The organism is Modestobacter sp. SSW1-42 (assembly GCF_046635825.1).
GTDB lineage: Bacteria > Actinomycetota > Actinomycetes > Mycobacteriales > Geodermatophilaceae > Modestobacter.
This window is the reverse complement of the sequence record NZ_JBISCA010000002.1, coordinates 123,514-149,030: the sequence shown is the minus strand read 5'-3', so window position 1 is coordinate 149,030 and position 25,517 is coordinate 123,514. Positions and strand designations below refer to the sequence as shown.

The window sequence follows — 25,517 nt, the reverse complement described above, 5'->3', positions numbered from 1 at the left end:
CTGGTCGGGCCATGACCTACCTCGACCACGCGGCCACCACGCCGATGCTCCCCGTCGCCCTGGCGGCGATGACCGAGCAGCTGGCCCGGGTGGGCAACGCCTCCTCGCTGCACGCCAGCGGCCGTCAGGCGCGGCGGGTCGCCGAGCAGTCCCGCGAGCAGCTCGCGGCCGCGCTCGGCGCCCGGCCCTCGGAGGTGCTGTTCACCGCGGGCGGCACCGAGGGCGACAACCTCGCCGTCAAGGGCCTGTACTGGGCACGCCGGGCCGCCGACGACCGGCGCCGCCGGATCGTGGCCAGCCCGGCCGAGCACCACGCGGTCCTCGACAGCGTCGAGTGGCTGGAGGCGCACGCCGGCGCCGAGGTGACCTGGCTGCCGGTCGGCCCGACCGGCCGGGTCACCCCTGAGGCGCTGGCCGACGCCCTCGGCGACGGCGCCGACGTGGCGGTGGCCAGCGTGATGTGGGCCAACAACGAGATCGGCGCGGTCAGCGACGTGGCCGCGCTCGCCGTGGTCGCGCACGAGGTGGGCGTACCGCTGCACACCGACGCGGTGCAGGCGGTCGGCCAGCTCGCGGTGGACTTCGCCGCCAGCGGCGTCGACGCGCTCACCCTGACCGGGCACAAGCTGGGCGGCCCGATGGGCGCCGGCGCGCTGCTGCTGCGCCGCGACGTCGAGTGCACCCCGCTGCTGCACGGCGGCGGTCAGGAGCGCGACGTCCGCTCCGGCACCCTCGACGTCGCCGCGATCGTCGGGCTGGCCGCGGCCGCCCGGGCGGCGGTCGACGACCGGGTCGAGCGCACGGCGCGGATCACCGCGCTGCGCGACCGGCTGGTGGCCGGCGTCCTGGCCGAGGTGCCCGACGTCCAGCTCAACGGCCCCGCCCTGGACGACGTCGTGGCCGGCGGGCCCGGCCGGCTGCCGGGCAACGCGCACCTGTCCTTCCCCGGCGCCGAGGGTGACGCGCTGCTGATGCTGCTCGACGCCCGCGGCATCGAGTGCTCGACCGGCTCGGCGTGCAGCGCCGGCGTCGCCCGGCCCAGCCACGTGCTGCTGGCCACCGGCGCCGACCCGGCCCGCGCCCGCAGCTCGCTGCGGATGAGCCTGGGCCACACCTCGACCGAGGCCGACGTCGACGCGGTGCTCGCGGTGATCGGACCCGTCGTCGAGCGCGCCCGCCGGGCGGGTGCCCGATGAGGGTGGTCGCCGCGATGAGCGGGGGAGTGGACTCCGCGGTCGCCGCCGCGCTGGCCGTCGAGGCCGGGCACGACGTCACCGGGGTGCACCTGGCGCTGTCCCCGGACCGCCAGCAGCTGCGCAGCGGCTCGCGGGGGTGCTGCAGCGTCGAGGACTCCCACGACGCCCGCCGGGTGGCCGACGAGCTGGGCATCCCGTTCTACGTCTGGGACCTCGCCGACCGGTTCCGCGAGGACGTGGTCGAGGACTTCGTGGCCGAGTACGCCGCCGGCCGCACGCCCAACCCCTGCCTGCGCTGCAACGAGAAGATCAAGTTCTCCGCCGTGCTGGACCGGGCGCGGGCGCTGGGCTTCGACGCGGTCGTCACCGGCCACCACGCCCGGCTGGTCGACGGGGAGCTGCGGCGCTCGGTCGACGCGGCCAAGGACCAGTCCTACGTGCTGGGGGTGCTGACGCCCGAGCAGCTGGCCCACGCGGTCTTCCCGCTGGGGGAGATGACCAAGGACCGGGTGCGCGAGATCGCCGCCGAGCGCGGCTACGCGGTGGCCACCAAGCCCGACTCGCACGACATCTGCTTCATCTCCGACGGCGACACCCGTGGCTTCCTGACCCGGCGGCTGGGCGAGCAGCCCGGCCCGGTGGTCGACGCCGCGACCGGCGCGACGGTCGGTACCCACGCCGGCGCGTACGGCTTCACGATCGGCCAGCGCCGCGGGCTGGGCGTCACCGCCGGCGACCAGCGGCCGCGGTTCGTCCTCGGCATCGAGCCGGTGAGCCGCACCGTGACCATCGGCACCGCCGAGCAGGCCGAGGTCGGCGAGGTGCTGACCGCCCGGCCCACCTGGACCGGGCCGGTGCCCGAGCTGCCCTTCCGGGCGCAGGTGCAGGTGCGCGCGCACGGCGCCCCGGTGCCGTGCGAGGTGTCCGCGGCCGAGGACGGGGGGCTGCGGATCACGCTGGACGAGCGCCAGCGCGGGGTGGCCCCGGGGCAGTCCGCGGTGCTCTACGCCCCGGACGCGCTGCGCGGCGACCGCGTGCTCGGCCAGGCCGCGGTCGGCGCCACCGCCTGACCGGGGTCAGGAGCGGCCCGCCGGCTCCGCGCCGTTGGCCGCGGTGACCAGGGCCCGCCCCGCGGCGTCCCCGCCCGCGCCGTCCGGTGGCCGCCCGGCCGGGACGGAGGTGGGCCGGGCTGCGACCGGGGGCAGGCCCGAGGCGCCGTCGAGCAGGTCGGCGGCGACGTCCCGGACCTTGCGGTGCGAGCGCTGTGACAGGTCGGAGAGCAGCGCGAAGGCCTCGGCCTCGCCGACGCCGTGCCCGCGCATCAGGACGCCCTTCGCCCGCTCGATCACCGCGCGGGAGGCCATCCCCTCGCGCAGCTGGCACACCTCGCGCCGGAGCTCGGCGATCTCCGCGTCGCGGGGACGCTCCTCCTCCTCGCGGCGGGCCGGGCCCAGCTCGTTGTGGACCTCGGCGAGCACGCGCTGGAGCGAGGACATCATGTCCGTGGCCGCGGTGAGCAGGGAGTCGACGAGCCGGAGCCGGGCAGCCAGGTCGGTGCGGTCTGTGTCACCCATGGCGGCACTGTGCCGCACTGTCACGCTGCGTTGCAGGTCGCGGATCGCCCTCATCGGCTTGCCCGCGTTCCTTGTCTCTCCGTGATCGCCCGGCTACTCGAAAGCGGAACCAGTTCGGCTCTGTCGCCTGGGTCGCAGCGGTGCTACGTTGCCGTCGGTCGAGGAACGCCCCGCTGACCGGCGGTGTCCCCGGCGGACGCTCGAGCAGACGAGCAGCAGCGCAGAACCGCGCACGCCCGCCGGACGTCACCCGCTGTGACCGTCCACCGGGCGGTCCCTCGCCCTGCCCCCGCACGCGGCGTCGCCGTCCCCGTCGACGCCCACCGCGCCGTCCGCGACGCGAGGTGCCGTGCGGTGTCCCTCCGCGGCGCCCGAGCGCCGCACGTCCCCTCCCCGGCGCGGCCGTCCTCCGACGGGCCGTCCTGCCGGGCTCATCGCCGGAGGTAGAAGTGTGTGGGATCGTCGCGTGCCGCGGCCGGGAACGGGCCGCTGAGTTCCTGGCGGGGGCCCTCTCCCGCCTCGAGTACCGCGGGTACGACTCGGCCGGCATCGCCGTGACCGGGCTGGGCCAGGAGGGGCTGACCGTCGTCCGCGCCGTGGGGCGGGTCGCCTCGCTGCAGGAGCGCCTCGCCGCCCTGGCCCCGCCGGCCGGGTCGTGCCTGGGCATCGGGCACACGCGGTGGGCGACCCACGGCAGCGTCTCGGAGACCAACGCCCACCCGCACCGGGACTGCCAGGGCGCGATCGCGGTGGTCCACAACGGGATCATCGACAACGCCGATGAACTGGTGGCCGAGCTGCGGGGGCGCGGGCACCTGTTCACCTCCGACGTCGACAGCGAGGTGGTCGCCCACCTGGTGGAGGAGCACTACGCCGGCACCGGGTCGCTGGCGGCCGCCACCCTCGCCGCGACCCGCCGGTTGCGGGGCACCTGGGCGCTGGCGGTCACGGCTGCCACCTCCCGGGACGTCGTCCTCGCCTCGCACCGCTCGCCGCTCGTGGTCGGCTCCGGTCCCGAGGGGCACGTGGCCGCCAGCGACGTCACCGCGCTGGTGGGCACGGTCGGCTCGGTGAGCGTCCTGCAGGACGGCGACGTGGTCGTCCTCGGCGACGAGGTCACCTGGTTGGACGCCACCGGCGCTGCGGTGCCGCACCGGGAGAGCGTCCGCCTGCACTGGGCGGCCGACGACGTCGAGCGCGGCGCCTACGACGACTTCATGGAGAAGGAGATCGCCGAGCAGCCGGCGGTGGTGGGCCGGCTGCTCGAGCGACTGCTGCCCGAGGTCGCCGACGGCCGGCTGTGGTCCCGGACCGGGCTCGCCGCGCCGGAGCGGCTGCGGTTCCTCGCCTGCGGCAGCTCCCGGCACGCGGCCGAGGCGGTGGCCCGCGCCTTCGGGGTGCTGGGTGGGGTCCCCGCCGAGGTCGTCGTCGCCTCCGAGCACGACGAGCTGGTCGTCCCCGGGGGCGCGGACGGCGTGCTCACGGTCGCGATCTCGCAGTCCGGGGAGACGTCCGACGTCCTGCACGCCCTCGAGGACGTCCGGGGGCCGGTGCTGGCCATCACGAACCGTCCGCACTCCTCCCTCGCCCGCCGCAGCGACGCGGTTCTGGAGACCGGCGCCGGTCCCGAGATCGGGGTGGCGGCGACCAAGACGTTCACCACCCAGGTGGTCGCCGGGGCTGCGCTGGCGATCGCGCACGCTGCGGCCACCGGGGCACTGAGCCGCCAGGCCGTGGCCCAGCACGGACTGCGGCTCGGGTCGCTGCCCGGCCGGCTGGCGGCCGCGCACACGACGTCGTTCCCGGTCGCGGTGGCCCTCGCCGAGGAGCTGGCCGAGGCGCAGTCGTTCTTCTTCGTCTCCCGCGGCGCCGGGCTGCCCTACGCCGCTGAGGGCGCGCTCAAGCTCAAGGAGATCACCTACCGCAACGCCGAGGCGCTCCCGGCCGGGGAGTTCAAGCACGGCCCGATCGCGCTCATCGAGCAGGGCACACCGGTCCTCCTGCTCGAGAGCGGGGACCCCGCCCGGCTGGCCGGCGCGGCCGCCGAGCTCGCCGCCCGCGGGGCCCGGGTGATCCGGATCGGCTCCGGCGGCACCGACACCTTCCCGGTCCTCTCCGGGCCCCCGTCGGCCTGGGGACCGCTGGAGTCCGTCGTCGCCCTCCAGCACCTCGCCCGCTGTGTCGCCGTCGTGCTGGGACGGGACGCCGACAAGCCGCGCAACCTCGCCAAGTCGGTGACCGTGCTCTGACGCCGGGGCGCCCCACCACCGGCTCCGGGACGGGGCGGGCCGGGGGTGGGGCGCCCGGCGGGGGACGGGCGCGGGCCCCGTTGCGGGCAGGTGAACGCCGGCTGTCGATCCACAGCTGCCCCTTGGCCCACGCGGAGGAGGCGGTTGGCGTGCCGTGACGGACCGGTCCCGACCGGTCCACGCGCGCCCCGCCCCCCGGTGGGGCTCGTCAGCTCTGCGCCGTGCCACCTCGTCCCGGTCGGCACAGACGCCCTGTCCTGGAGGAACCTCCTGTGCGCCGAACGCGCCTGTCCCTCGCCGCCCTGGTGGCGGCGTCGTCCGCCGTCCTGGCCCTGCCCGTCACCGCGTCCGCCGCCGAGGAGGCGCCGGCCGCGGACGTCGCGGTCCAGCTCCTCACCGTCAACGACTTCCACGGCCGGATCGACCAGCCGACCGGTGACGACGGCGAGGCGGCCGCTGCGGGTCCCGACGGCGCCTACGGGACCGCGGACGACGAGGTCGTCGCCGTCGGGGGCGCCGCCAGCCTGGCCGAGACGATCACCCGGGCCCGCGCCGGCTTCGTCGCCGACGGCGGCTCGGTCGACGACTCGCTGCTGATCGGGCTGGGTGACGTGATCGGTGCCTCGCCCTTCGAGTCCAGCGTCTTCCGGGACGAGTCCACGATCGAGACCGCCAACGCGCTCGGCATGGCCGTCTCGGTCGTCGGCAACCACGAGTTCGACCGGGGCACCGACGAGCTCCGGCGGGTGTCCGGCGCCACCGACGGCGTGGCCGGTGACGACGTCACCGCCTGCGACCCCGACCTCGTGGAGGTGGGGGTCACCGGCTGCTTCACCGACAGCACGGGTGCGGCCTTCGCCGGTACGGACTTCCCCTACCTGGCCGCCAACGTCGTCTCGCGGGACAGCGGTGAGCCGATGCTGCCGCCCTACGCCGTCGTGGAGGTCGGGGGCGGCAGGTCGATCGGCATGATCGGCGTGGTCACGGACACGACCCCGACCATCGTCGCGCCGGCCGGCATCGCCGACGTCGAGTTCCTCGACGAGGCCGAGTCGATCAACCGCTACGTGCCCGAGCTGCAGGCCCAGGGCGTGGAGGCCATCGTCGCCCTGGTGCACGAGGGGGGCGAGAACGCCGGTGCCGACGCCGTCGACCCCAACGGCTGTGCGCAGCTCAGCGGGCCGATCGCCGACGTCAACGCCGACACCGACGCCGCGGTCGACCTGATCGTCAGCGCACACAGCCACCAGGGCTACAACTGCATGCTCACCGACCCGGAGGGCCAGCCCCGGCTGGTGACCCAGGCCGAGTACTACGGCCGCATGCTCACCGACATCCGGCTGGTGCTGGACGGCGAGACCGGCGACGTGGACCGGCTGTGCGCGGACTACCGCGCCGGCAACGTGCTCAACGTCCGGACGAGCGAGGACGTGGCGATCGGCGACGTCGTCGACTACTGGACCGCGCAGGCGGCGGAGGCCGGTGACCGGGTGGTCGGTGAGGCCACCGCGAACATCCGCCGTGCCGGCACCGAGAACCCCGACGGCTCCTTCACGGCCCGCCGCGACGGGGAGTCCAGCCTCGGCAACCTCGTCGCGCAGATGCAGCTGGAGGCCGTGCAGGACCCCAGCTTCGGGGACCCGGTGCTCGCCTTCATGAACCCCGGCGGCCTGCGGACCGACGTCCTCGCCGGTGAGGTCACCTACAGCGAGCTGTTCGACGTCCAGCCCTTCGGCAACACGGTCAACGTCGTCACCCTGACCGGCGCGGACATCCGCGGTGTCCTGGAGCAGCAGTTCCAGGCCGACCAGGGGCGCGGCAGTCAGCTGATCCTGGGCACGTCCGAGGGCTTCACCTACCGGTACGACCCGGCCCAGCCCTACGGCCAGCGGGTCGACCCGGGGTCGATCACGCTCGACGGCACCGCGATCGAGCCGGCGACGAGCTACCGGGTGGTGGCGAACTCCTTCCTGATCGGCGGCGGTGACTCCTTCGCCGCGTTCACCAACGGCACCGACCCGGCCACCGGCCCGGTCGACGTGGACACCGCGGTGGCGTACTTCGAGGCCGACTCCCCGGTGGCCCCGCCCGCCGCGGACCACGCGCAGCGGGTGACCTTCACCGCGGACCAGGTCCCCGCCCCGGCCGCCGGGCTGGGTGGCACCACCACGGAGCCCGAGCCGGCGACCACGGTGGACGGCGTCAGTGGCCTGCTCGGCGTGGCCGGGGCCGGCTTCGCGTGTCCGGTGCCTGCGACGCCGACGCCGACGCCGACGCCGACCCCGACGCCCACTCCGGCCCCGATGCCGATCCCGGTGCCGACTCCCACCGAGCAGCCGACCCCGACGCCGACTCCCACCGAGCAGCCGGCTCCGGCGCCGACCTCGGCCGCGCCGTCGACCCACCCGGTCGCCGGCGCGGGCTCGGGCAGCAGTGGCGGTGGCGGTGGCGGGCTGGCCTACACCGGGTCCCCGGTCGGGGCGATGCTCGCCGCCGGTGGGGTGCTGCTGGCGGCCGGCGTCGGCCTGACGGCGGCGGGCTACCGTCGTCGCCGTGGCCTCGCCGACTGACGACCGGGACGACAGCACCACCCCGGGCGATGAGCCCGGCAGCACCGACGACCTGAGGCCGGCCCCCGCACCCTGGGGGCCGGCCTCCGGCGTCGGGTCGCTGCCCGGCACCGACCCGGTGGAGGCCGTGCGGCTGGTCGTCGGCGAGCTGCCCGACCTCCCGCACCTCCCCGAGCTGCCCGGCCGGGGCGCCGGGGCGGACATGATCGGCCGGACGGCGGCGCTGCTCGTCGACATCGCGGTCGACCTCACCCCTGCCGGGTGGCGGCTCGTCCCGCGACCGGGCAACGACCTGCGGCGGGCGCAGGAGCTGCTGGACCGCGACCTCGACGCGCTCTTCGACGTCGCCGAGCGCTACGCCGGCCCGTTCAAGCTGCAGGTCGCCGGGCCCTGGACGCTGGCCGCCGGGCTCGAGCGCACCCGCGGTGACCGGGCCGTCGTCGACCCGGGTGCCCGGCGCGACCTGGCCCAGTCGCTGGCCGAGGGGGTCGCCGCGCACGTGGCCGCCGTCTCCGCCCGTGTGCCGGGCGCCCGCGTCGTCGTCCAGTTCGACGAGCCCTCGGTGCCCGCCGTCCTGCAGGGCGGGCTGCCGACGGTCAGCGGCTTCGGCAAGCTCTCCGCCGTCGAGTCGAACGTCGTCGAGGAGCAGCTCGCCGTCCTGGTGGCCCGGGTGCCGACGCCGGTCGTCCTCCACTGCTGCGCCACCCGGGCTCCGCTGGACCTGTTCCGGGCCGCCGGCGCCGCGGCGCTCTCCTTCGACCTCGGTCTGGTGCAGGACCTCGACGCGGTCGGGACCGCTGTCGAGGCCGGCACACACCTGTTCGTGGGCGTCGTCCCCGGCACCGACGCGACGCTGCCGGCGCCGAAGGCCACGGCCAGCCGGCTGCAGGCCTGGTGGCGCGAGCTCGGCTTCCGGGCCGAGGACCTGCACGCCGCCGTCACCCTGACCCCCGCCTGCGGGCTGGCCGGGGCGAGCCCGGCGTACGCCCGGAGGGCCATGACGCACGTGCGCGAGGCAGCCCGGTACCTGCTCCCGGAGTGAGGTCCCGGGTTGCGGAGTCGACGTCCCCGCCGCATGTCCAGAGGGTCGCCCGATCTGTGGACAGGCCGCTGAGCTGGTCTTTCATGTTGTGAGCACGACTCCCGACCGGTAGGATTCGAACAGGTGTTCGGAGAGGTCGGAGGTGTCGGTGAGCGAGTTGCGGTCGGCACTCGACGCCCTGGCTGCCGACGACCTGCACATGCTGTCCGAGGGGCAGGTGCTGGACCGGACGGCGCTGCTGGTGCAGCTCGGCAACCGGGTCGCGGCTGAGCTGACCTGTACGGTGCGGCACGGCGAGCTGACCCAGGCGGCGGAGCACGACGGGCTGAAGAGCATGCGGTCGTGGCTGATCGGCCACGCCCGGCTGGCCTCGGACGACGCGTCGAAGGTCGTGCGGTCCGGGCGGGCCCTGGAGCACTTCCCGGTGTTGGCCGCCGGCTTCGCCGACGGGGAGGTCACCGCGGCGCAGGTCGACCTCGTGGCGGACGCGGTGCGTCCGGCGGACGTGGCCGAGGCCGAGAGGCAGGGCGTCGAGCTGGCTGCCTTCGACCGGGACTGGGCGCAGATCGCGGCGGGTGCCTCCTACGACGTGCTGAAGGTGGCGGTACGGGCGTTCGAGGCCGCCCTGGACCCTGACGGCATGGAGCCGGATCCGACCGAGGGGCGTCGGCTCACGGTGGCCACGCACGCCGATGGCAGCGTGACCGGCCGTTTCGACCTGGATGCCGTCGGTGGGGAGAAGGTGAAGGCGGCGATCGAGTCGATCGTGCAGGCCGACCGGCCGAAGGGCGATGAGCGCACCCGGAGCCAGCAGAACGCCGATGCCTTCGTGCAGCTGTGCGACAACCAGCTCGCGTCCGGTGGGCTCCCGACGCTGCGCACGGTGAAGCCCCAGGTGGTCGTCACCGTCGACCTCGAGGACCTCACCGACCCGTCCACCGGCCCGGACGCCGCTCGGACCGGGTTCGGCGCGACGCTGTCGGCGGCGCGGGCCCGCTGGGTGGCGTGTGACGCGACGGTCACCCGGATCGTGCTGGGGCCCGACGGGTTGCCGTTGGACGTGGGTCGCACCCACCGGGTGGTGCCGTCGCACCTGCGCCGGGCGGTGGAGAACCGGGACGGGCACTGCGTGTTCGCCGGGTGCGGGGCGCCGACGCACTGGTGCGACGTCCACCACCTCGTCGAGTGGGTCAACGGCGGGGAGACGTCGTTGGAGAACTCCGCGCTGCTCTGCGAGCGGCACCACACCAAGGTCCACCACGGGTTCCGCGTGGAGAGACCGCCGGACGGACGATGGCGGACGTAGCGACCCGACGGCACCGAGATCCTCATCGGCCCGCTCCGGTAGGTGACGTCGTCCCTGCCTGCGGTGATCCGGGACGACGTCCGCCCTGCCCCGGTGGCCGGCCCCCGCGTGGGTGAACCGGGCTCTGCACCCGGTTGGCTGTCGGACCCGCCGGATACGGTGCCCACCGTGACCAGCGCGGACCAGGTGGAGCAGGAAGCCGTCGGCGGACCCGACCAGCCCGCGGTCGAGGCCGCCGCCGACCGGGAGGACCTCACCGAGGTCCCCGACGACGCGCGCACCCGGCACCGAGACCTCGCCGAGGAGCTCGACCGGTACGCCTTCGCCTACTACGTGCAGGACGCGCCGCTGGTCAGCGACGGCCAGTACGACGAGCGGATGGCCGAGCTCAAGGCGCTCGAGGCCGCCCACCCGGCGCTGCTCACCCCCGACTCGCCCAGCCAGAAGGTCAACGGCGGCTTCGGCGCCACCTTCGCCCCGGTCACCCACCCCGAGCGCATGCAGAGCCTGGACAACGTCTTCAGCTCCGACGAGCTGTCGGCCTGGGCCGCCCGCGCCGAGCGGGACGGCGCCACCGGCGCCGGCTGGCTGTGCGAGCTCAAGGTCGACGGGCTGGCCATCGACCTGGTCTACGAGAACGGCCGGCTCACCGGCGCGGCCACCCGCGGCGACGGCGTCACCGGCGAGGACGTCACCGCCAACGTGCGGACCCTGTCCGTCGTCCCACAGCAGCTCACCGGCGACGACGTCCCCGAGTTCCTCGAGGTGCGCGGCGAGGTCTACTTCCCGGTCGCCGCCTTCGCCGAGGTCAACGCCGGGCTGGTCGAGGCCGGCAAGGCGCCCTTCGCCAACCCGCGCAACGCCGCCGCGGGCTCGCTGCGGCAGAAGGACGCCCGCGAGACCGCCAAGCGCCCGCTCAGCATGGTCGTGCACGGCCTCGGCGCCCGCCGCGGCTTCGAGCCGGCCACCCAGTCGGCGGCCTACGAGCAGCTGCGGGCCTGGGGTCTGCCCACCAGCTCCCGCTACGAGGTGGTCGAGGACCTCCCCGCGGTCTGGGCCTACATCGAGCGCTACCGCGAGCAGCGGCACTCCGTCGAGCACGAGATCGACGGCGTCGTGGTGAAGGTCGACCAGGTCTCGCTGCAGCGCCGCCTGGGCTCGACCAGTCGCGCGCCACGCTGGGCGATCGCCTTCAAGTACCCGCCGGAGGAGGCCACCACCAAGCTCCTCGACATCAAGGTCAACGTCGGCCGCACCGGCCGGGTCACGCCCTTCGCCTACATGGAGCCGGTCAAGGTCGCCGGCTCCACCGTGGGCCTGGCCACCCTGCACAACGCCAGCGAGGTGAAGCGCAAGGGCGTGCTGATCGGCGACACCGTCGTCATCCGCAAGGCCGGCGACGTCATCCCCGAGGTCCTCGGCCCGGTGGTCGCCGCCCGCGACGGCTCCGAGCGGGAGTTCGTCTTCCCGACGCACTGCCCCGAGTGCGGCACCGAGCTGCGCCCGGAGAAGGAGGGCGACGCCGACATCCGCTGCCCCAACGCCCGCTCCTGCCCGGCCCAGCTACGGGAGCGCGTCTTCCACGTGGCCGGCCGCGGCGCCTTCGACATCGAGGTGCTCGGCTACGAGGCGGCGATCGCCCTGCTCGCCGAGCACCTGCTCACCGACGAGGGCGACGTCTTCTTCCTCGACGAGGAGGCGCTGCGCCGCACCGCCTTCTTCACCCGCAAGGACGGCGAGCTCTCCGCCAACGGCAAGCGGCTGCTGACCAACCTGCAGACCCGCAAGGACGTGCCGCTGTGGCGGGTCCTGGTCGCGCTGTCGATCCGGCACGTCGGCCCGACCGCCGCCCAGGCGCTGGCCCGGGAGTTCCGCTCGATCGACCGGCTGATGGCCGCGACCGAGGAGGAGCTCGCCGCCGCCGAGGGCGTGGGCCCGACCATCGCCACCGCCGTCCGCGACTGGTTCGCCGTCGACTGGCACCGCGACGTGGTCGAGAAGTGGCGGCAGGCCGGCGTCCGCATGGCCGACGCCGACGTCGACGAGGCCCCCGGCCCGCTCACCGGCGTCACCGTCGTCGTCACCGGCTCGCTGCGCGACCACAGCCGCGACGAGGCCATCGCCGCCATCCAGGAGCGCGGCGGCAAGGTCACCAGTGGGGTGTCCAAGAAGACCGGCTTCGTCGTCGTCGGCGCCGACCCGGGCAGCAAGTACGACAAGGCCGTGCAGGTCAAGGCGCCGATCCTGGACGACGACGGTTTCGCCGTGCTGCTCGGGCAGGGGCCGGACGCCGCCCGCGAGGTCGCCACCATCGGCGACGGCACCGAGCCGGCCGAGACGGAGGCAGCGGCGGAGCCGAAGCCGAAGCGGGCGCCCCGGCGGCAGAAGCCGGTGGCGGACGCCGAGCCGGTGGCGGACGCCGACGAGCCGGCCGTGCCGGAGGCCTGAGGCTCCCTCAGGCAGGTGGGAGCCGGGCGACGGTGGCGGCCAGACCGGTCAGGTGGGCCAGCCGCAGCAGCTCCGAGCGGCGGAACGCCGGGCCGCCGGACCGGCCGAGGAGCACCGCGGCGCCGTCGCCGTCCACGGGGGCGGCCATCATCTCCACGGCCATCTCCTGCCAGCGCGGCGGCACCCAGTCGCCGTCGCTGGGCAGCAGCAGCGGGGTGGTCAGCGGCAGCCACGGCAACGGCACGTCCTCCAGCGACGGCGCGGCGTCGGAGGCGGCGAGCACGGTCAGGTCCGCCGACGTCCCGCCCAGCACGACCGCCCAGCCGCTGCGGAACACCCGCGGCAGCTCGGCGGCCAGCACCTTCGCCGTCCCGACCCCGGCCGGGGCGAGCGCCTCCAGCAGGTCGAGCTCGCGGTGGGTGTCCATCGGCCCGGCGAACGGGCGCAGCGACTCCACCTGGACGCCGGGCACCGCCGTCGCGGCGGTGATCAGGCTGTCGGCCACGCGGTCGGCGGGCAGCTCGACGACGATGTCGTCGACGGCCACGCCGTTGCCGCGCTCGAGGACGTCGACGGACACGATGTCGATGCCGGCGTCGCCGAGTGCAGTGGCGACGGCGCCGAGGGTGCCGGGCCGGTCGGGCACGACCAGCCGCAAGAGGTAGGACACGGATGCCTCCGGGTGCGCCTGCTGAACGGGCCGATCGGCGTCGATCGTGGACCCCGCGAGCCTCCCGCATCAGGGGCCGCTGTGGCGAACCCGCCGCACGGCCGGGGGAGCGACCTGCCCCACGTACAGTTGGCCCGATGTCTGCGGCGCAGGTCGCGGCAGCACGACGTCGACGAAGTGAGGTTGTCCGGCTTGAGCAGCATCTCCCGGGACGACGTGGCGCACCTCGCCCGTCTGGCCCGACTGGCGGTCACCGACGAGGAGCTGGACCGGTTCGCCGGGCAGCTCGACCAGGTGCTGGCCGCCGTGGCGCGGGTCGGTGAGGCCGCGGTGGCCGACGTGCCGCCGATGACGCACGCCGTCCCGCTGACCAACGTGCTGCGCGCCGACGTGGTGACCCCGAGCCTGCCGCGCGACGTGGTGCTGGCCGGGGCCCCCGCCGCCGAGGACGACCGCTTCCGCGTGCCGCGCATCCTGGGGGACGCCGAGTGAGCACCGACCTCACGACCACGGACGTCGCCGGGCTGTCCCGGCTGCTGGCCGCCGGCGAGGTGAGCGCGGTCGAGGTGACCCGTGCGCACCTGGACCGCATCGCCGCCGAGGACGGCGCGCTCGGCGCCTACCTGCACGTCGACGCCGACGCTGCGCTCTCCGCCGCCGGTGCGGTCGACTCCGCGCGCGCCGCCGGCGACGGGCTCGGCCCGCTGGCGGGCGTGCCCGTCGCGCTCAAGGACCTCGTGGTCACCGAGGGCGTGCCCACCACCAGCGGCTCGAAGATCCTCGAGGGCTGGCGGCCGCCCTACAGCGCCACCATCGCCACCCGGCTGGCCGAGGCCGGCACGGTGCTGCTGGGCAAGACCAACATGGACGAGTTCGCGATGGGCTCCTCCACCGAGAACTCCGCCTACCAGGTCACCCGCAACCCCTGGGACCACGACCGGATCCCCGGCGGTTCCTCCGGTGGCTCGTCGGCCGCGGTCGCCGGGCACCTCGCGCCGTGGTCGATCGGCACCGACACCGGTGGCTCGATCCGCCAGCCGGCCGCCGTCACCGGCCTGGTGGGGCACAAGCCCACCTACGGCTCGGTGTCCCGCTACGGCCTCATCGCCTTCTCCTCCAGCCTCGACCAGGCCGGGCCGATGGCCCGCACGGTGCTCGACGCCGCGCTGATGCACGAGGTCATCGGCGGCCACGACCCGCGCGACTCCACCAGCATCGACTCCCCGCTCACCGGGCTGGCCGACGCCGCCCGCGCGGGTTCCGCCGGCGACCTGCGCGGCGTCCGCGTCGGCGTCGTCCGCGAGCTGGGCGGCGAGGGGCACACCGACGGCTACGAGCCCGGGGTGCTCGCCCGCACCCGCGAGGCGGTCGAGCTGCTCGCGAGCCTGGGCGCCGAGGTCGTCGAGGTCTCCTGCCCGTCGTTCGACCTGGCGCTGCCGGCCTACTACCTGATCGCGCCCAGCGAGGCCTCGTCCAACCTGTCGCGCTACGAGGGCGTCCGGTTCGGCCTGCGGGTCGGCGACGACGGCAGCCACGACCTCGACGAGGTCATGGCGCTCACCCGCGAGGCCGGCTTCGGCCCCGAGGTCAAGCGGCGGATCATCCTGGGCACCTACGCGCTGTCCAGCGGTCTGTACGACGCCTACTACGCGCAGGCGCAGAAGGTCCGCACGCTGATCACCCGCGACTTCACCGCGGCCTTCGCCGGCGTCGACGTGCTGGTCAGCCCCACCACCCCGACGGTGGCGTTCCCGATCGGCTCGCGCGTCGAGGACCCGATCGCCATGTACGCCGCCGACCTGTGCACCCTGCCGGCCAGCCTCGCGGGGCTGCCGGCCATCTCGGTGCCCAGCGGGCTGTCCGAGGGGCTGCCGGTCGGCCTGCAGGTCATGGCCCCCGCCCTGGCCGACGACCGCTGCTACCGGGTCGCCGCCGCGCTCGAGGCCGCGCAGGACGCCGCCCGCGGCCACCGGCTGCTCGACGAGCTGCCCGGGGCCGGCGCGTGAACGGCGCGCTCAAGGCCGCCTGGGCCCTGACCCTGTTCGTGATCGCCGCGGGCATCATCGGCTGGGCCGTCAGCGGCCGCGCCGTCTTCGCCGTCTTCATCGTCCTGGGGGTGCTGACCGGGGGAGCCGCGCTGCTCGCCTTCCGCTCGGCACCGTCCTCTCCTGAGGAGCGCAAGTGAGCACGCCCGACCGCCTCGTCGACTACGACGACCTGCTGACCCGCTACGAGCCGGTCATCGGCCTGGAGACCCACGTCGAGCTGGGCACCGCCTCGAAGATGTTCTGCGGCTGCTCGACCACGTTCGGCGCCGAGCCCAACACCCAGACCTGCCCGGTGTGCCTGGGCATGCCCGGCTCGCTGCCGGTGGCCAACGCCGCCGCCGTCGAGTCGACCATCCAGATCGGCCTCGCGCTGGGCTGCAGCATCGCCAGCTGGTCGCGCTTCGCGCGGAAGAACTACTTCTACCCCGACATCCCCAAGGGCTACCAGACCAGCCAGTTCGACGAGCCGCTCTGCGTCGACGGGCACCTGGACGTCGAGGTCGAGGGCAGGACCTACCGCGTCGAGATCGAGCGCGTGCACCTGGAGGAGGACACCGGCAAGAACCTGCACGTCGGTGGCGCCACCGGGCGCATCCACGGCGCCGACCACTCGCTGGTCGACTTCAACCGGGCCGGCATCCCGCTGGTCGAGATCGTCACCCGCCCCGTGCCCGGCGCCGGTCCGCTGGCCCCCGAGGTCGCCCGCGCCTACGTCACCGAGCTGCGCGAGATCGTGCAGGCCCTCGGCGCCTCCGACGTCCGGATGGAGCAGGGCAGCCTGCGCTGCGACGTCAACATCTCGCTCAACCCGACCGGCGCCACCGAGCTCGGCACCCGCACCGAGACCAAGAACGTCAACTCGCTGCGGTCGGTCGAGCGGGCCGTGCGGTTCGAGATGCGCCGGCAGGCCGCCGTCCTCGACGAGGGCGGCCGGGTCGTGCAGGAGACCCGCCACTTCCACGAGGACACCGGCACCACCTCCTCCGGGCGCAGCAAGGAGGAGGCCACCGACTACCGGTACTTCCCCGAGCCCGACCTCGTGCCGCTGGCCCCCGACGCCGACTGGATCGAGACGCTGCGCGCCGCGCTGCCCGAGCTGCCGGCCGCCCGCCGGGCCCGGCTGCAGGAGGAGTGGGGCATCTCGGCCACCGAGATGACCTGGCTGGCCAACGCCGGCGCGCTGGGCCTGGTCGAGGACACCGTCGCCGCCGGCGCCGCGCCGGGCGACGCCCGCAAGTGGTGGCTGGGCGACCTCGCCCGCCGCGCCAACGACACCGGTGTCGAGTTGGGCGAGCTGGCCATCACCCCGCCCCAGGTCGCCGAGCTGTGCCGGCTGATCGCCGCGGGCATCATCAACGACAAGCTCGCCCGCCAGGTGGTCGACGGCGTGCTGGCCGGCCAGGGCAACCCGGCGCAGGTCGTCGCCGCCCAGGGGCTGGCCGTGATGGGGGAGTCCGACGAGCTGGTGGCCGCGGTCGAGGCCGCGATCGCCGGCGCCCCCGACGTCATCGCCAAGGTGCAGTCGGGCAAGGTCGCCGCACTCGGCGCGCTCGTGGGCGCGGTCATGAAGACCACCCGCGGCAAGGCCGATGCCCCCACCGTGAAGCGGATGCTGGAGGAGCGCGTGCTCGGCTCCTAGCCTGGGCAGGTGGAGCTGCCCGAGGTCGGTCTGCGCCCGCTGGCGCGGGCCGACCTTCCGCTGCTCGGCCGCTGGCTGGCCGACCCCCTGGTCGCCCGCTGGTGGCAGGACGACCCGTCACCGGACGCCGTCGAGGCGCAGTACGGCCCCTCGATCGACGGCACCGACCCGACGGCGGTGTACCTCGGGCTGGTCGACGGCCGGCCGTTCGGGCTGGTGCAGGTCTACCGGTTCGCCGACGAGCCGGCCTCGCTCGCCGAGCTGGCGGCGGTCTGCCCGGTGCCCGACGGCACGCTGAGCATCGACTACCTCGTCGGCGCCCCGGCCGACCGCGGCCGCGGCCTGGGGACGGCGATGATCGCCGCGGCGGTGGCCCGCGGGTTCGCCGACCACCCCGACGCCGCCGACGTCCTGGTGCCCGTGGTCGCGGCGAACGAGGCGTCCTGGCGGGCGCTGCTGCGGGCCGGCGCCGAGCGGTACGCCGAGGGCGAGCTCGAGCCGGAGAACCCGGTCGACTCCCGCGACCACGTCGTCCTCCGGTTCACCCGGGGGTCCTGAGCAGCCGGCGCTACAGCGGGGAGCTGGCGCCGCCGGCCGGCGGCAGGATGCGCAGCACCCGGTCGTCGTCCTCGGCCGGGGCGCCCACGCCGTCCTCGTTGGACGTGGTGATCCACAGCGCCCCGTCGGACCCGAGGACGACGGTGCGCAGCCGGCCGTACTGCCCCTGCAGGAACGGCGTCGGCTCGCCGACCGGGGCGCCGGTGCCGTCCAGCTCGACCGCGTGCACCCGCTCGCCGTCGAGCGCGCCGAGGAAGACGTAGGGGCCGGTGACGGCGCAGCCGCCCAGGCCCGCGTCGGCCGTGGCGATCTCGATGACCGGGTCGACGCCCGCGACGTCCCGGCCGGGGGACAGGGCCTCCAGCTCGTCGGGACCCTGCGAGCCCGGGGCGGCGGTGTCGGTGGCGTACACCGGGCCGACGCCGTCGGTGCACAGCGCGGTGACGTCGCGGTGCCCCTGGGTGAAGACCGGGCCGGCGCCCACCGGCTCGCCGAACACGTCGACGGCGAGCACCTTGCCGGCCAGGGACGCCGGGTCCGCGGCCAGCAGCGGGTCGCCGACGTCGCCGGTGCCCACGTAGAGCGTGCCGTCGGCGCCGAACAGCAGCCCGCCGCCGTTGTGCACCTCGCCGTGCGGGATGCCGGTGAGCACCGGGTTGGGGGCACCGCCCGCCGGGAAGCGCACCACCCGGTTGTCCGTCGCCGTGGAGACGTAGGCGTAGTACAGGCCGTCCTCGGTGAAGGTCGGTGAGATCGCCAGCCCGAGCAGCCCGCCGTCGCCGGTCGTGTCGATGCCCGGCAGGGTCATGAGCTCGCGGGCGGGGGAGCGGTCGGGGAACACCTGCAGCAGCCGGCCGGTGTCGCGCTCGCCGACCACCGCCGTCCCGTCGGGGAGCACCACCAGCCCGGTGGGCACGGCCAGGTCGGTGGCCACCACGTTCGGGTCGCCCTCGGCGTCCTCGCCGCCCGGGGACCCCGGGGCCGGCGGCGCGGGCACGCTGTTGCCCTGCGGCGGCGGCGCGACCTCCGGCGGCTGGCCCTGCGGCAGCTCGCGGAACGGCCCGGCCGGCTCGTAGCCGCCCCCGCCGCAGCCGGCGAGCAGCAGACAGCCCACGGCCACCGCGGCCAGCCGCCGGGCCCCGGGTGCCGTGCTCCGCCGTCCCACCGGCCCACAGTACGACGGGGGACGCGCACCACCGGGTGCCCCGGCGGGTGCACCGCGCCGGTCCCGCCTAGGGTCGGGACCCGTGCCCGACGCTCCCGCCCCCGTCCTGGACCTCGGCCCCGACGAGACGCTGCACGTGCTCGTCCCCTCCTCCGGCCTCGCCGAGGCGGTCGAGGCGGTCTCGCCGCGCGTACGGGCGCACAAGCTCGACCTGCGCGAGGGGCTGCCCACCGGCGAGGCGGCGCAGGCCCAGGTCCTGGTGCCGCGCGGCCCCCTGCCCGAGGGCCTGGTCGACGCGCTGCCCCGGCTGCGCCTGGTGCAGCTGCGCAGCGCCGGCGCGGAGACCTTCGTCGGGACGCTGCCCGAGCGCGTGACGCTGTGCAACGCCCGCGGCGCGCACACCCCCGCCACCGCCGAGTGGGCGGTCGCCGCCGCGCTCGCCGCGCAGCGCGGCATCCCGCGCTACGTCCGCGAGGCCGACGCGGGCCGCTGGTCGCCGGGCACCGCCCACAGCCTGGTCGGGGCCCGGGTGCTCGTCGTCGGCGCCGGTGACATCGGACGCCGGATCGGGGCCATGATGGCCGGCTTCGACGTCGAGCTCACCTACGTCGCCCGCACCGCCCGGGACGGCGTCCGCGGCTTGGAGGAGCTGCCCGGGCTGCTGCCGCACGCCGACGTCGTGGTGCTCATCGTGCCGGTGACCCCGCAGACCACCGGGATGGTCGACGCCGCCTTCCTCGCCGCGATGCAGGACGACGCGCTGCTGGTCAACGCCGCCCGCGGCGTGGTCGTCGACACCGATGCGCTGCTGGCCGAGCTCACCGCCGGGCGCCTGCGCGCCGCCCTGGACGTCACCGACCCCGAGCCGCTGCCCGAGGGCCACCCGCTGTGGTCGGCGCCCGGCCTGCTGCTGACCCCGCACGTCGGCGGCGCGGTGCCCGACACCGAGGCCCGGGCGACCGCCGCGGTCACCGGGCAGCTCGAACGCGTGCTCGCCGGCCAGCCGCTGCAGAACGTCGTCACCGAGTACTGAGAGGACCCCTGCGCCCCCCACGACACGCTCCGCGCGCCGCGGGGCCCTGCGACCGGGCCGATGGCTCGGGCCGTCAGGCCCCGGGGTCGGGGATGCGGCCGCCGGAGAGGGCGGCGAGCTGGGGGAGGTCGCGGGCGCGCAGGACCGGCAGGCGCACCTGGCTGCCGGCGGTGGTGACCAGCCACAGGTCCTTGCGCTCGCCGACGCGGATGCCCGACAGCTCCGGCCAGGCCACCGTGCGGGCCCCGGCTAGCGAGCGGGCGGTGATGCCGTCGTCGGAGACGTCGACGCCCACCCGCAGCACCCAGGCGGCGATCGCGGCGGGCACCGCCAGGAGCAGCAGCGCCCACAGCGTCACCCCCGCCAGCGGGAGCACGCAGGCGAAACCGACGGCGACCGGCAGCAGCGCTGTCCGGCTCATGCGCAGACGAGCGACAGCCACGACCGCAGATCTTCCCAGATCGTGGGACGACGCGACCAGTCCCGTCGGAGCCGGTGCGCGGCGGCCTACCATCGCCGGTCGTGACGACCGTCGAGGACCGCCCCGCCAGCTCCGGCCGACCCGCCGGGGACATCGACATCAAGCCCCGCAGCCGCGACGTCACCGACGGCGACGCCAAGGCCCCGGCCCGGGCGATGCTGCGCGCCGTGGGCATGGGCGACGACGACTTCGCCAAGCCGCAGATCGGCGTGGCCTCGTCGTGGAACGAGATCACCCCCTGCAACCTCTCGCTCGACCGGCTGGCCAAGAGCGCCAAGGAGGGCGTGCACGCCGCCGGCGGCTTCCCGCTGGAGTTCGGCACGATCTCGGTCTCCGACGGCATCTCCATGGGCCACGAGGGCATGCGCGCCTCGCTCGTCTCCCGCGAGGTGATCGCCGACTCCGTCGAGACGGTCATGTTCGCCGAGCGGCTCGACGGCTCGGTGCTGCTGGCCGGCTGCGACAAGTCGCTGCCCGGCATGCTCATGGCCGCCGCCCGGCTCGACCTGGCCAGCGTCTTCGTCTACTCCGGCTCGACCCTCCCGGGCCGCCTGGGCGACAAGGACCTCACCCTCATCGACGTCTTCGAGGGCGTCGGGGCGTGCGCGGCCGGCAAGATCACCCGCGACGAGCTGACCGCGATCGAGAAGGCCGCCTGCCCGGGCATGGGCTCCTGCGGCGGCATGTACACGGCCAACACCATGGCCAGCGTCGCCGAGGCCCTCGGCATGGCGCTGCCCGGCAGCGCCGCCCCGCCGGCCCCCGACCGCCGCCGCGACGACATCGCGGTGCGCTCCGGCGAGGCCGTGGTCGAGCTGCTCCGGCTGGGCATCACCGCCCGGCAGATCATGACCAAGGAGGCGTTCGAGAACGCCATCACCGTGGTCATGGCCCTCGGCGGGTCGACCAACGCCGTCCTGCACCTGATGGCGATCGCGCACGAGGCCGACGTCGACCTCACCCTCGACGACTTCAACCGGATCGGTGACCGGACGCCGCACCTGGCCGACGTGAAGCCCTTCGGCCGGTTCGTGATGACCGACGTCGACCGCATCGGCGGGGTGCCCGTGGTCATGCGCGCCCTGCTCGACGCCGGGCTGCTGCACGGCGACGCGCTCACCGTGACCGGGAAGACGCTCGCGGAGAACCTCGCCGAGCTGTCCCCGCCGGACCCCGACGGCGCGATCATCCACGCGATGAACGACCCGATCCACAAGACCGGTGGCCTGACGATCCTGCGCGGCTCGCTCGCCCCGGAGGGCGCGGTCGTGAAGTCCGCCGGCTTCGACGCCGACGTCTTCGAGGGCACCGCCCGGGTGTTCGACGGCGAGCAGGGCGCCATGGACGCCGTCACCGAGGGCACGCTCCAGGCCGGCGACGTCGTGGTCATCCGCTACGAGGGCCCCAAGGGCGGTCCGGGCATGCGCGAGATGCTCGCCGTCACCGGTGCGATCAAGGGCGCCGGGCTGGGCAAGGACGTCCTGCTGCTCACCGACGGCCGGTTCTCCGGCGGCACGACCGGCCTGTGCGTCGGCCACATCGCCCCCGAGGCGGTCGACGGCGGCCCGATCGCGTTCGTCCGGGACGGCGACCGCATCCGGCTCGACCTCGCCGCCCGCACGATGGACCTCCTGGTGGACGACGCCGAGCTGGCCACCCGCCGCGAGGGCTGGGCACCGCCGGCGCCGCGCTACACCCGCGGTGTGCTGGCCAAGTACGCCAAGCTCGTCGGCTCGGCCGCCCAGGGCGCCATCACCAGCTGAGCGGTGACCAGCCCGAACGGGTGAGTCGTCCCCCCGCACCCTGTGGTGCGGGGGGACATCCGTCGACAGTGCTGGGGTGGAGGACACCCGTCGTTCGTCGCTGCCGGGGGAGCGCCCTGCCCTCCCGGCGACCGGCGGGGACGAGGCGCGCCTCCGGTCCTGCGGGCGCCTCGTGCCGCAGCTGGCCCTGGTGGCCGCCGCGCTCGCGCTGCTGTCCGCCGCCGTCCTCGACGTCGCCCTCCCCCCGGTCGCGGCGGTCGCCCTCGCCGGGTTCCTCGCACTGACCGCCGTCCAGCGGGCCCTCGCCGCCCGGGTGCAGGACCGGGCCGCCGCCCGGCTGCGCCGCAGCGAGTCGGTCCACCGCGCGCTGGCCGGTGCCGACGGCGACGTCGTCCTCCTGCTCGACGACGCCCTCCGCGTCACCGGCGCGATCCCCGACCAGCCCGACCTGCTCGGCCGGCCGCTGACCGGGTGCGTGCCCGCCGAGGACGCCGCGGCGGTGCACGCCTGGCTCACCGGCCCGCTGCCCGGCGCCGGTCACGTCCTCACGCTCGTCGAGGGCGCCACCTCGCGGGTGCTGGAGGCCACGGTCACCGACCTGCGCGCCGCCCCGGACGTCGGGGCGCTGGTCGTGCGCGGCCGGGACGTCACCGCCCCGCACGCCCGGGAGCGCGAACTGCGCACGCTGGCCTTCTGCGACCCGCTCACCGGCCTGCCCAACCGGGCGGCCCAGGAGCGGGAGCTCGACGAGACCCTGGCCGCGGACCCGGTCGACCGGTCCCTGCTGCTGGTCGAGGTGCACGGCCTGCGCTCGGTCCACGAGGACGCCGGCCGGGACGTCGTCGACGCCGCGGTGGTCGAGGTCGCCCGCCGGCTGCGCGCCACCGTGCGCGGCGCCGACCACGTCTCCCGGGTCGGCGCCGAGCTGTTCACCGTGCTCGCCGCCGGGACCGAGGCCGAGGTCGACCGGCTCGCCGCCCGGTGCCTGGCCGTCCTCGAGGCGCCGATCCCCACCGCCGCCGGCCTGGTCGACCTGTGCGCCGTCGTCGGGCTGGCCCCGCTGACCACCGGGCTGACCGCCGCGCAGGTGCAGGACCACGCCGAGCTGGCCCTCGCCGACGCCCGCACCTCGGGGACGGGTTCGGTGAGCCGGCACCGCCCCGAGCTCACCGTCGTCCGCGACCGCCGCGAGCTGCTGCGCCACGACCTGGTGGGGGCCCGCGAGCGCGGCGAGCTGGAGCTGGCCTGGCTGCCGGTCGTGGACCTGGCCGAGCGCCGGGTGGCCGGCGTCGAGGCGCTCATGCGCTGGCGCCATCCCGACCTCGGCGACGTCGGCCCCGAGGAGTTCCTGCCGGTGGCCGGGCGGGCCGGGATGACCGTGGACCTGCAGCGCTGGGTGCTGCAGGAGGCGACCCGCGCGGTGGTGCGGCTGCCGCAGTCGGGACCCGCGCTGCGCCTGGGGGTCAACGTCTCGGCCGCCCACCTGGCCGCCGGCACGCTGGTGGCCGACGTGACGCGCGCGCTGGCCGACAGCGGCCTGCCGCCCGAGCGCCTGGTGGTCGAGCTGGCCGAGTCCGCCCTCGACGGCCCGCGGGTCCGCGACGACGTCTCCGCGCTCCGGCTGATGGGCGTGCACGTGGCCCTGGACGACTTCGGTCGCGGCGCGTCCTCGCTGGCCGGACTGGGCCGGCTGCCGGTCGACATCATCAAGCTCGACCGCAGCCTGCTGTCCCGCATCGACCGGGACGCCTACGTGCGCGCCGTCTGCGCCGCGGTCGTCACGCTGGGGTCGACCCTGCGCGTGGACGTCGTCGCCGAGGGCGTGGAGACCATCGGTCAGCTGGCGGTCCTGCAGACCCTGGGCTGCGGGTTCGCCCAGGGCTTCCTGCTGTCCCGGCCGGTCGGGCTGGCGGCGCTCACCGAGCTGCTCGAGGCCGGTGGCGGCCGGCTGTGGCCCGGTGTCAGCGGCCCGGCGGCCGGTCCGGTGCCCGGGTCCGCGCCCGGTCCACTGCCCGGCCCGTTGCCCGGCCCGCTGACCGGACCGGTGGCGGTCCTGTGAGCGGACCCGCGCGGCCGGCGCCGCGCCGGCGCCGGACGGACGCCGCCGCGGACGTCCCCCCGGTCTCCTGGCGGGCGCTCGTCGTCGGCTGCTCGCTCGCCCTCGGCGCTGTCCTGCTGCTCGGCGGCCGGGTCGCCGGTCGCCCGACGACCGCCACCGAGGCGGTCGCGGCCGCGTTGCTGGTGCTGCTGGCGACGGTGGCCGGCCTCGCGCGGACGGCGTCGACGGGGCGTGCCGGGACGGCGGCCCCCGTGGTCGAGGACGCCCGCACGAGCCAGCAGGAGCTGGAGCGCATGGCCTACAGCGACTACCTCACCGGGCTGCCCAACCGGGCGCGGCTGATGGCGGCGCTGGCCGGGGCGCGCGACCGGGTCGCCACGGGTGAGCCCGCCGCCGTGCTGCTGCTCGACCTCGACGGCTTCAAGGCGGTCAACGACATCGCCGGGCACGAGGCGGGGGACCTGCTGCTGGTCGAGGTCGCCGACCGGCTGCGGGCGACCGTGCGCGATCACGACCTGGTCAGCCGGCTGGGCGGCGACGAGTTCGCCGTCCTGGTGCGCTCGGACGTGGTCGAGGCGGCCGTGCTGGGGGAGCGGATCGTCGCCGAGCTGGCCGGCGTGCACCGGTCGGTGCCCACCGCCGGGGCCGACGCCGACCTGGTCTTCGACGTCTCGTGCAGCATCGGCGTGGCCGAGCTGCACGCCACCGACGACGTGTCGGTGAGCCTGCGGCACGCCGACGTCGCGCTGCGGGCGGCCAAGGCGGCCGGCAAGGGCTGCGTGCGCCTGCACGGGGCGTCGGCCGACGACGCGACCGCGCGGCGCAACCGGCTGGTCGACGACCTGCCCGACGCCCTCGCCCACGGGCAGCTGCGGCTGGTCTACCAGCCGGTGGTCGGCGCCCTCGAGCGCCGGGTGCTCGGCCTGGAGGCGCTCGTGCGCTGGGACCACCCGGTCCTCGGTGAGGTCCCGCCGGCCGAGTTCGTGCCGCTGGCCGAGGACGACGGCCTCATCGTCCCGCTGCAGCGGTGGGTGCTCGAGCAGGCCACCGCCGAGCTCGCCGGGCTGCTGGCCCAGGGCCGGGACCTGCAGCTGGGCGTCAACATCAGCGTCCGCCACCTGCAGTCGGGCAGCCTGGTGCGCGACGTGACCGCGGCCCTGACCCGGGCCGGGCTCCCGGCCCGCCGGCTGATGCTGGAGGTGACCGAGTCGCTGTTCATCGGCGAGCTCGACCGGGCCGGCGGTGACCTGCAGACCCTGCACGACATGGGCTGCGTCATCTCCCTGGACGACTTCGGCCGCGGGTACTCGACCTTCGCCTACCTGACCCGGCTGCCGGTCGACGTGCTGAAGATGGACCGCGAGTTCCTGGCCGGCATCACCGACGACCCCCGCAGCGCCGCGCTCGTGCACACGGTGATCGAGCTGGGCCGGCGCCTGGAGATCGACGTGGTCGCCGAGGGCGTGGAGACCCCCGGCCAGCTGGCCGCGCTGCGCGCGCTGGGCTGCCGCTTCCTCCAGGGCTTCCTGCTGGGCCGGCCGACGCAGCCCGAGGACCTGCCCGCGGTCATCGACGCCTTCGACGAGGGGCTGCTGGACGCCGAGGAGCCGCTCGCGGCGGCCACCGTCCCAGTGAGTGAGTGAGGCCGTCCCACAGGATGGGACGACCTGGTTGACGCGCCCCCGCCCCGGGGCGCACAGTGTCGGGGTGCCCCGC

General features: G+C 75.6%; 20 protein-coding genes. 16 read left to right on the top strand and 4 right to left on the bottom strand.

Annotation, left to right across the window (positions count from 1 at the left end; all coding sequences use genetic code 11):
- Nucleotides 1-11: 11 nt before the first annotated feature.
- Complete coding sequence (locus ACGBYP_RS05985; protein ID WP_411582361.1) at nt 12-1,196, top strand: cysteine desulfurase family protein; 1,185 nt, start codon at nt 12-14, stop codon at nt 1,194-1,196.
- Nucleotides 1,193-2,266, top strand: coding sequence for a tRNA 2-thiouridine(34) synthase MnmA (mnmA, locus tag ACGBYP_RS05980; RefSeq protein ID WP_411582360.1), 1,074 nt, complete (start codon nt 1,193-1,195; stop codon nt 2,264-2,266). The genes ACGBYP_RS05985 and mnmA overlap by 4 nt, the downstream gene beginning before the upstream one ends.
- 6 nt (nt 2,267-2,272) lie before the next feature.
- Here mnmA and ACGBYP_RS05975 read toward each other — a convergent pair whose 3' ends face one another.
- The gene (locus ACGBYP_RS05975; protein ID WP_411582359.1) at nt 2,273-2,770 is read right to left on the bottom strand and encodes an ANTAR domain-containing response regulator; all 498 of its coding nucleotides are present in this window, start codon (nt 2,768-2,770) and stop codon (nt 2,273-2,275) included.
- A 449-nt stretch (nt 2,771-3,219) separates the two neighbouring features.
- Here ACGBYP_RS05975 and glmS point away from each other — a divergent pair, with 449 nt between their 5' ends.
- From glmS to ligA, 5 genes are all read left to right on the top strand, one after another.
- Entirely contained in the window at nt 3,220-5,019 is a 1,800-nt protein-coding gene (glmS, locus tag ACGBYP_RS05970) for a glutamine--fructose-6-phosphate transaminase (isomerizing) (protein WP_411582358.1), read from the top strand.
- A 272-nt stretch (nt 5,020-5,291) separates the two neighbouring features.
- Nucleotides 5,292-7,589, top strand: a complete 2,298-nt coding sequence (locus tag ACGBYP_RS05965; protein WP_411582357.1) for a bifunctional metallophosphatase/5'-nucleotidase — start codon at nt 5,292-5,294, stop codon at nt 7,587-7,589.
- A complete protein-coding gene (locus tag ACGBYP_RS05960; RefSeq protein ID WP_411582356.1) occupies nt 7,573-8,631 on the top strand; it encodes a methionine synthase in 1,059 nt (352 codons plus the stop codon). Before ACGBYP_RS05965 ends, ACGBYP_RS05960 begins: the two co-directional genes overlap by 17 nt.
- A 148-nt stretch (nt 8,632-8,779) precedes the next feature.
- Nucleotides 8,780-9,937: a DUF222 domain-containing protein gene (locus tag ACGBYP_RS05955; protein WP_411582355.1), complete on the top strand. Its 1,158-nt coding sequence runs from the start codon at nt 8,780-8,782 to the stop codon at nt 9,935-9,937.
- Nucleotides 9,938-10,105: 168 nt separating this feature from the next.
- Nucleotides 10,106-12,385 (top strand): NAD-dependent DNA ligase LigA, encoded by a 2,280-nt coding sequence (gene ligA, locus ACGBYP_RS05950; protein ID WP_411582354.1) that lies wholly within the window; start codon nt 10,106-10,108, stop codon nt 12,383-12,385.
- A 7-nt stretch (nt 12,386-12,392) separates the two neighbouring features.
- Here the strand turns inward: ligA and ACGBYP_RS05945 are convergent, their stop codons facing one another.
- Entirely contained in the window at nt 12,393-13,055 is a 663-nt protein-coding gene (locus ACGBYP_RS05945; RefSeq protein WP_411582353.1) for an ACT domain-containing protein, read from the bottom strand.
- A gap of 192 nt (nt 13,056-13,247) precedes the next feature.
- On the opposite strand from ACGBYP_RS05945, the gene gatC reads away from it, so the two are divergent.
- Genes gatC through ACGBYP_RS05920 form a run of 5 tightly spaced genes read left to right on the top strand, consistent with a single transcriptional unit; the run spans nt 13,248 to nt 17,300 of the window.
- Nucleotides 13,248-13,547, top strand: a complete 300-nt coding sequence (gene gatC / locus ACGBYP_RS05940; protein ID WP_411582352.1) for an Asp-tRNA(Asn)/Glu-tRNA(Gln) amidotransferase subunit GatC — start codon at nt 13,248-13,250, stop codon at nt 13,545-13,547.
- Nucleotides 13,544-15,061: an Asp-tRNA(Asn)/Glu-tRNA(Gln) amidotransferase subunit GatA gene (gene gatA, locus ACGBYP_RS05935; RefSeq protein WP_411582351.1), complete on the top strand. Its 1,518-nt coding sequence runs from the start codon at nt 13,544-13,546 to the stop codon at nt 15,059-15,061. Before gatC ends, gatA begins: the two co-directional genes overlap by 4 nt.
- Nucleotides 15,058-15,240, top strand: coding sequence for a hypothetical protein (locus tag ACGBYP_RS05930; RefSeq protein WP_411582350.1), 183 nt, complete (start codon nt 15,058-15,060; stop codon nt 15,238-15,240). The genes gatA and ACGBYP_RS05930 overlap by 4 nt, the downstream gene beginning before the upstream one ends.
- The gene (gene gatB, locus ACGBYP_RS05925; RefSeq protein WP_411582349.1) at nt 15,237-16,742 is read left to right on the top strand and encodes an Asp-tRNA(Asn)/Glu-tRNA(Gln) amidotransferase subunit GatB; all 1,506 of its coding nucleotides are present in this window, start codon (nt 15,237-15,239) and stop codon (nt 16,740-16,742) included. Before ACGBYP_RS05930 ends, gatB begins: the two co-directional genes overlap by 4 nt.
- A gap of 9 nt (nt 16,743-16,751) precedes the next feature.
- Nucleotides 16,752-17,300 (top strand): GNAT family N-acetyltransferase, encoded by a 549-nt coding sequence (locus ACGBYP_RS05920; RefSeq protein WP_411582348.1) that lies wholly within the window; start codon nt 16,752-16,754, stop codon nt 17,298-17,300.
- A 10-nt stretch (nt 17,301-17,310) separates the two neighbouring features.
- On the opposite strand, the gene ACGBYP_RS05915 is transcribed toward ACGBYP_RS05920, so the two are convergent.
- On the bottom strand, nt 17,311-18,465 hold the full coding sequence (locus tag ACGBYP_RS05915) for a PQQ-dependent sugar dehydrogenase (protein WP_411582347.1): 1,155 nt from the start codon (nt 18,463-18,465) through the stop codon (nt 17,311-17,313).
- A gap of 82 nt (nt 18,466-18,547) precedes the next feature.
- Here ACGBYP_RS05915 and ACGBYP_RS05910 point away from each other — a divergent pair, with 82 nt between their 5' ends.
- A complete protein-coding gene (locus ACGBYP_RS05910; RefSeq protein WP_411582346.1) occupies nt 18,548-19,498 on the top strand; it encodes an NAD(P)-dependent oxidoreductase in 951 nt (316 codons plus the stop codon).
- A 73-nt stretch (nt 19,499-19,571) separates the two neighbouring features.
- On the opposite strand, the gene ACGBYP_RS05905 is transcribed toward ACGBYP_RS05910, so the two are convergent.
- Nucleotides 19,572-19,919 carry a PH domain-containing protein gene (locus ACGBYP_RS05905; RefSeq protein WP_411582345.1) on the bottom strand — a complete coding sequence of 116 codons (348 nt, stop codon included), beginning with the start codon at nt 19,917-19,919 and terminating at the stop codon, nt 19,572-19,574.
- A gap of 101 nt (nt 19,920-20,020) precedes the next feature.
- Here ACGBYP_RS05905 and ilvD point away from each other — a divergent pair, with 101 nt between their 5' ends.
- The 3 genes from ilvD (at nt 20,021) to ACGBYP_RS05890 (ending at nt 25,444) form a co-directional block, all read left to right on the top strand.
- Nucleotides 20,021-21,742, top strand: a complete 1,722-nt coding sequence (ilvD, locus tag ACGBYP_RS05900) for a dihydroxy-acid dehydratase (RefSeq protein ID WP_411582344.1) — start codon at nt 20,021-20,023, stop codon at nt 21,740-21,742.
- Between the two features lie 172 nt (nt 21,743-21,914).
- On the top strand, nt 21,915-23,801 hold the full coding sequence (locus ACGBYP_RS05895) for a putative bifunctional diguanylate cyclase/phosphodiesterase (RefSeq protein ID WP_411582343.1): 1,887 nt from the start codon (nt 21,915-21,917) through the stop codon (nt 23,799-23,801).
- Nucleotides 23,798-25,444, top strand: a complete 1,647-nt coding sequence (locus ACGBYP_RS05890; protein ID WP_411582342.1) for a putative bifunctional diguanylate cyclase/phosphodiesterase — start codon at nt 23,798-23,800, stop codon at nt 25,442-25,444. The genes ACGBYP_RS05895 and ACGBYP_RS05890 overlap by 4 nt, the downstream gene beginning before the upstream one ends.
- Nucleotides 25,445-25,517: the final 73 nt, after the last annotated feature.

Bases quoted from the DNA above. Each gene is read 5' to 3' on its own strand.
- mnmA (WP_411582360.1), top strand. From the start codon at position 1,193: ATGAGGGTGGTCGCCGCGATGAGCGGGGGAGTGGACTCCGCGGTCGCC.
- ACGBYP_RS05905 (WP_411582345.1), bottom strand. From the start codon at position 19,919: ATGAGCCGGACAGCGCTGCTGCCGGTCGCCGTCGGTTTCGCCTGCGTG.
- ACGBYP_RS05985 (WP_411582361.1), top strand. From the start codon at position 12: ATGACCTACCTCGACCACGCGGCCACCACGCCGATGCTCCCCGTCGCC.
- ACGBYP_RS05975 (WP_411582359.1), bottom strand. From the start codon at position 2,770: ATGGGTGACACAGACCGCACCGACCTGGCTGCCCGGCTCCGGCTCGTC.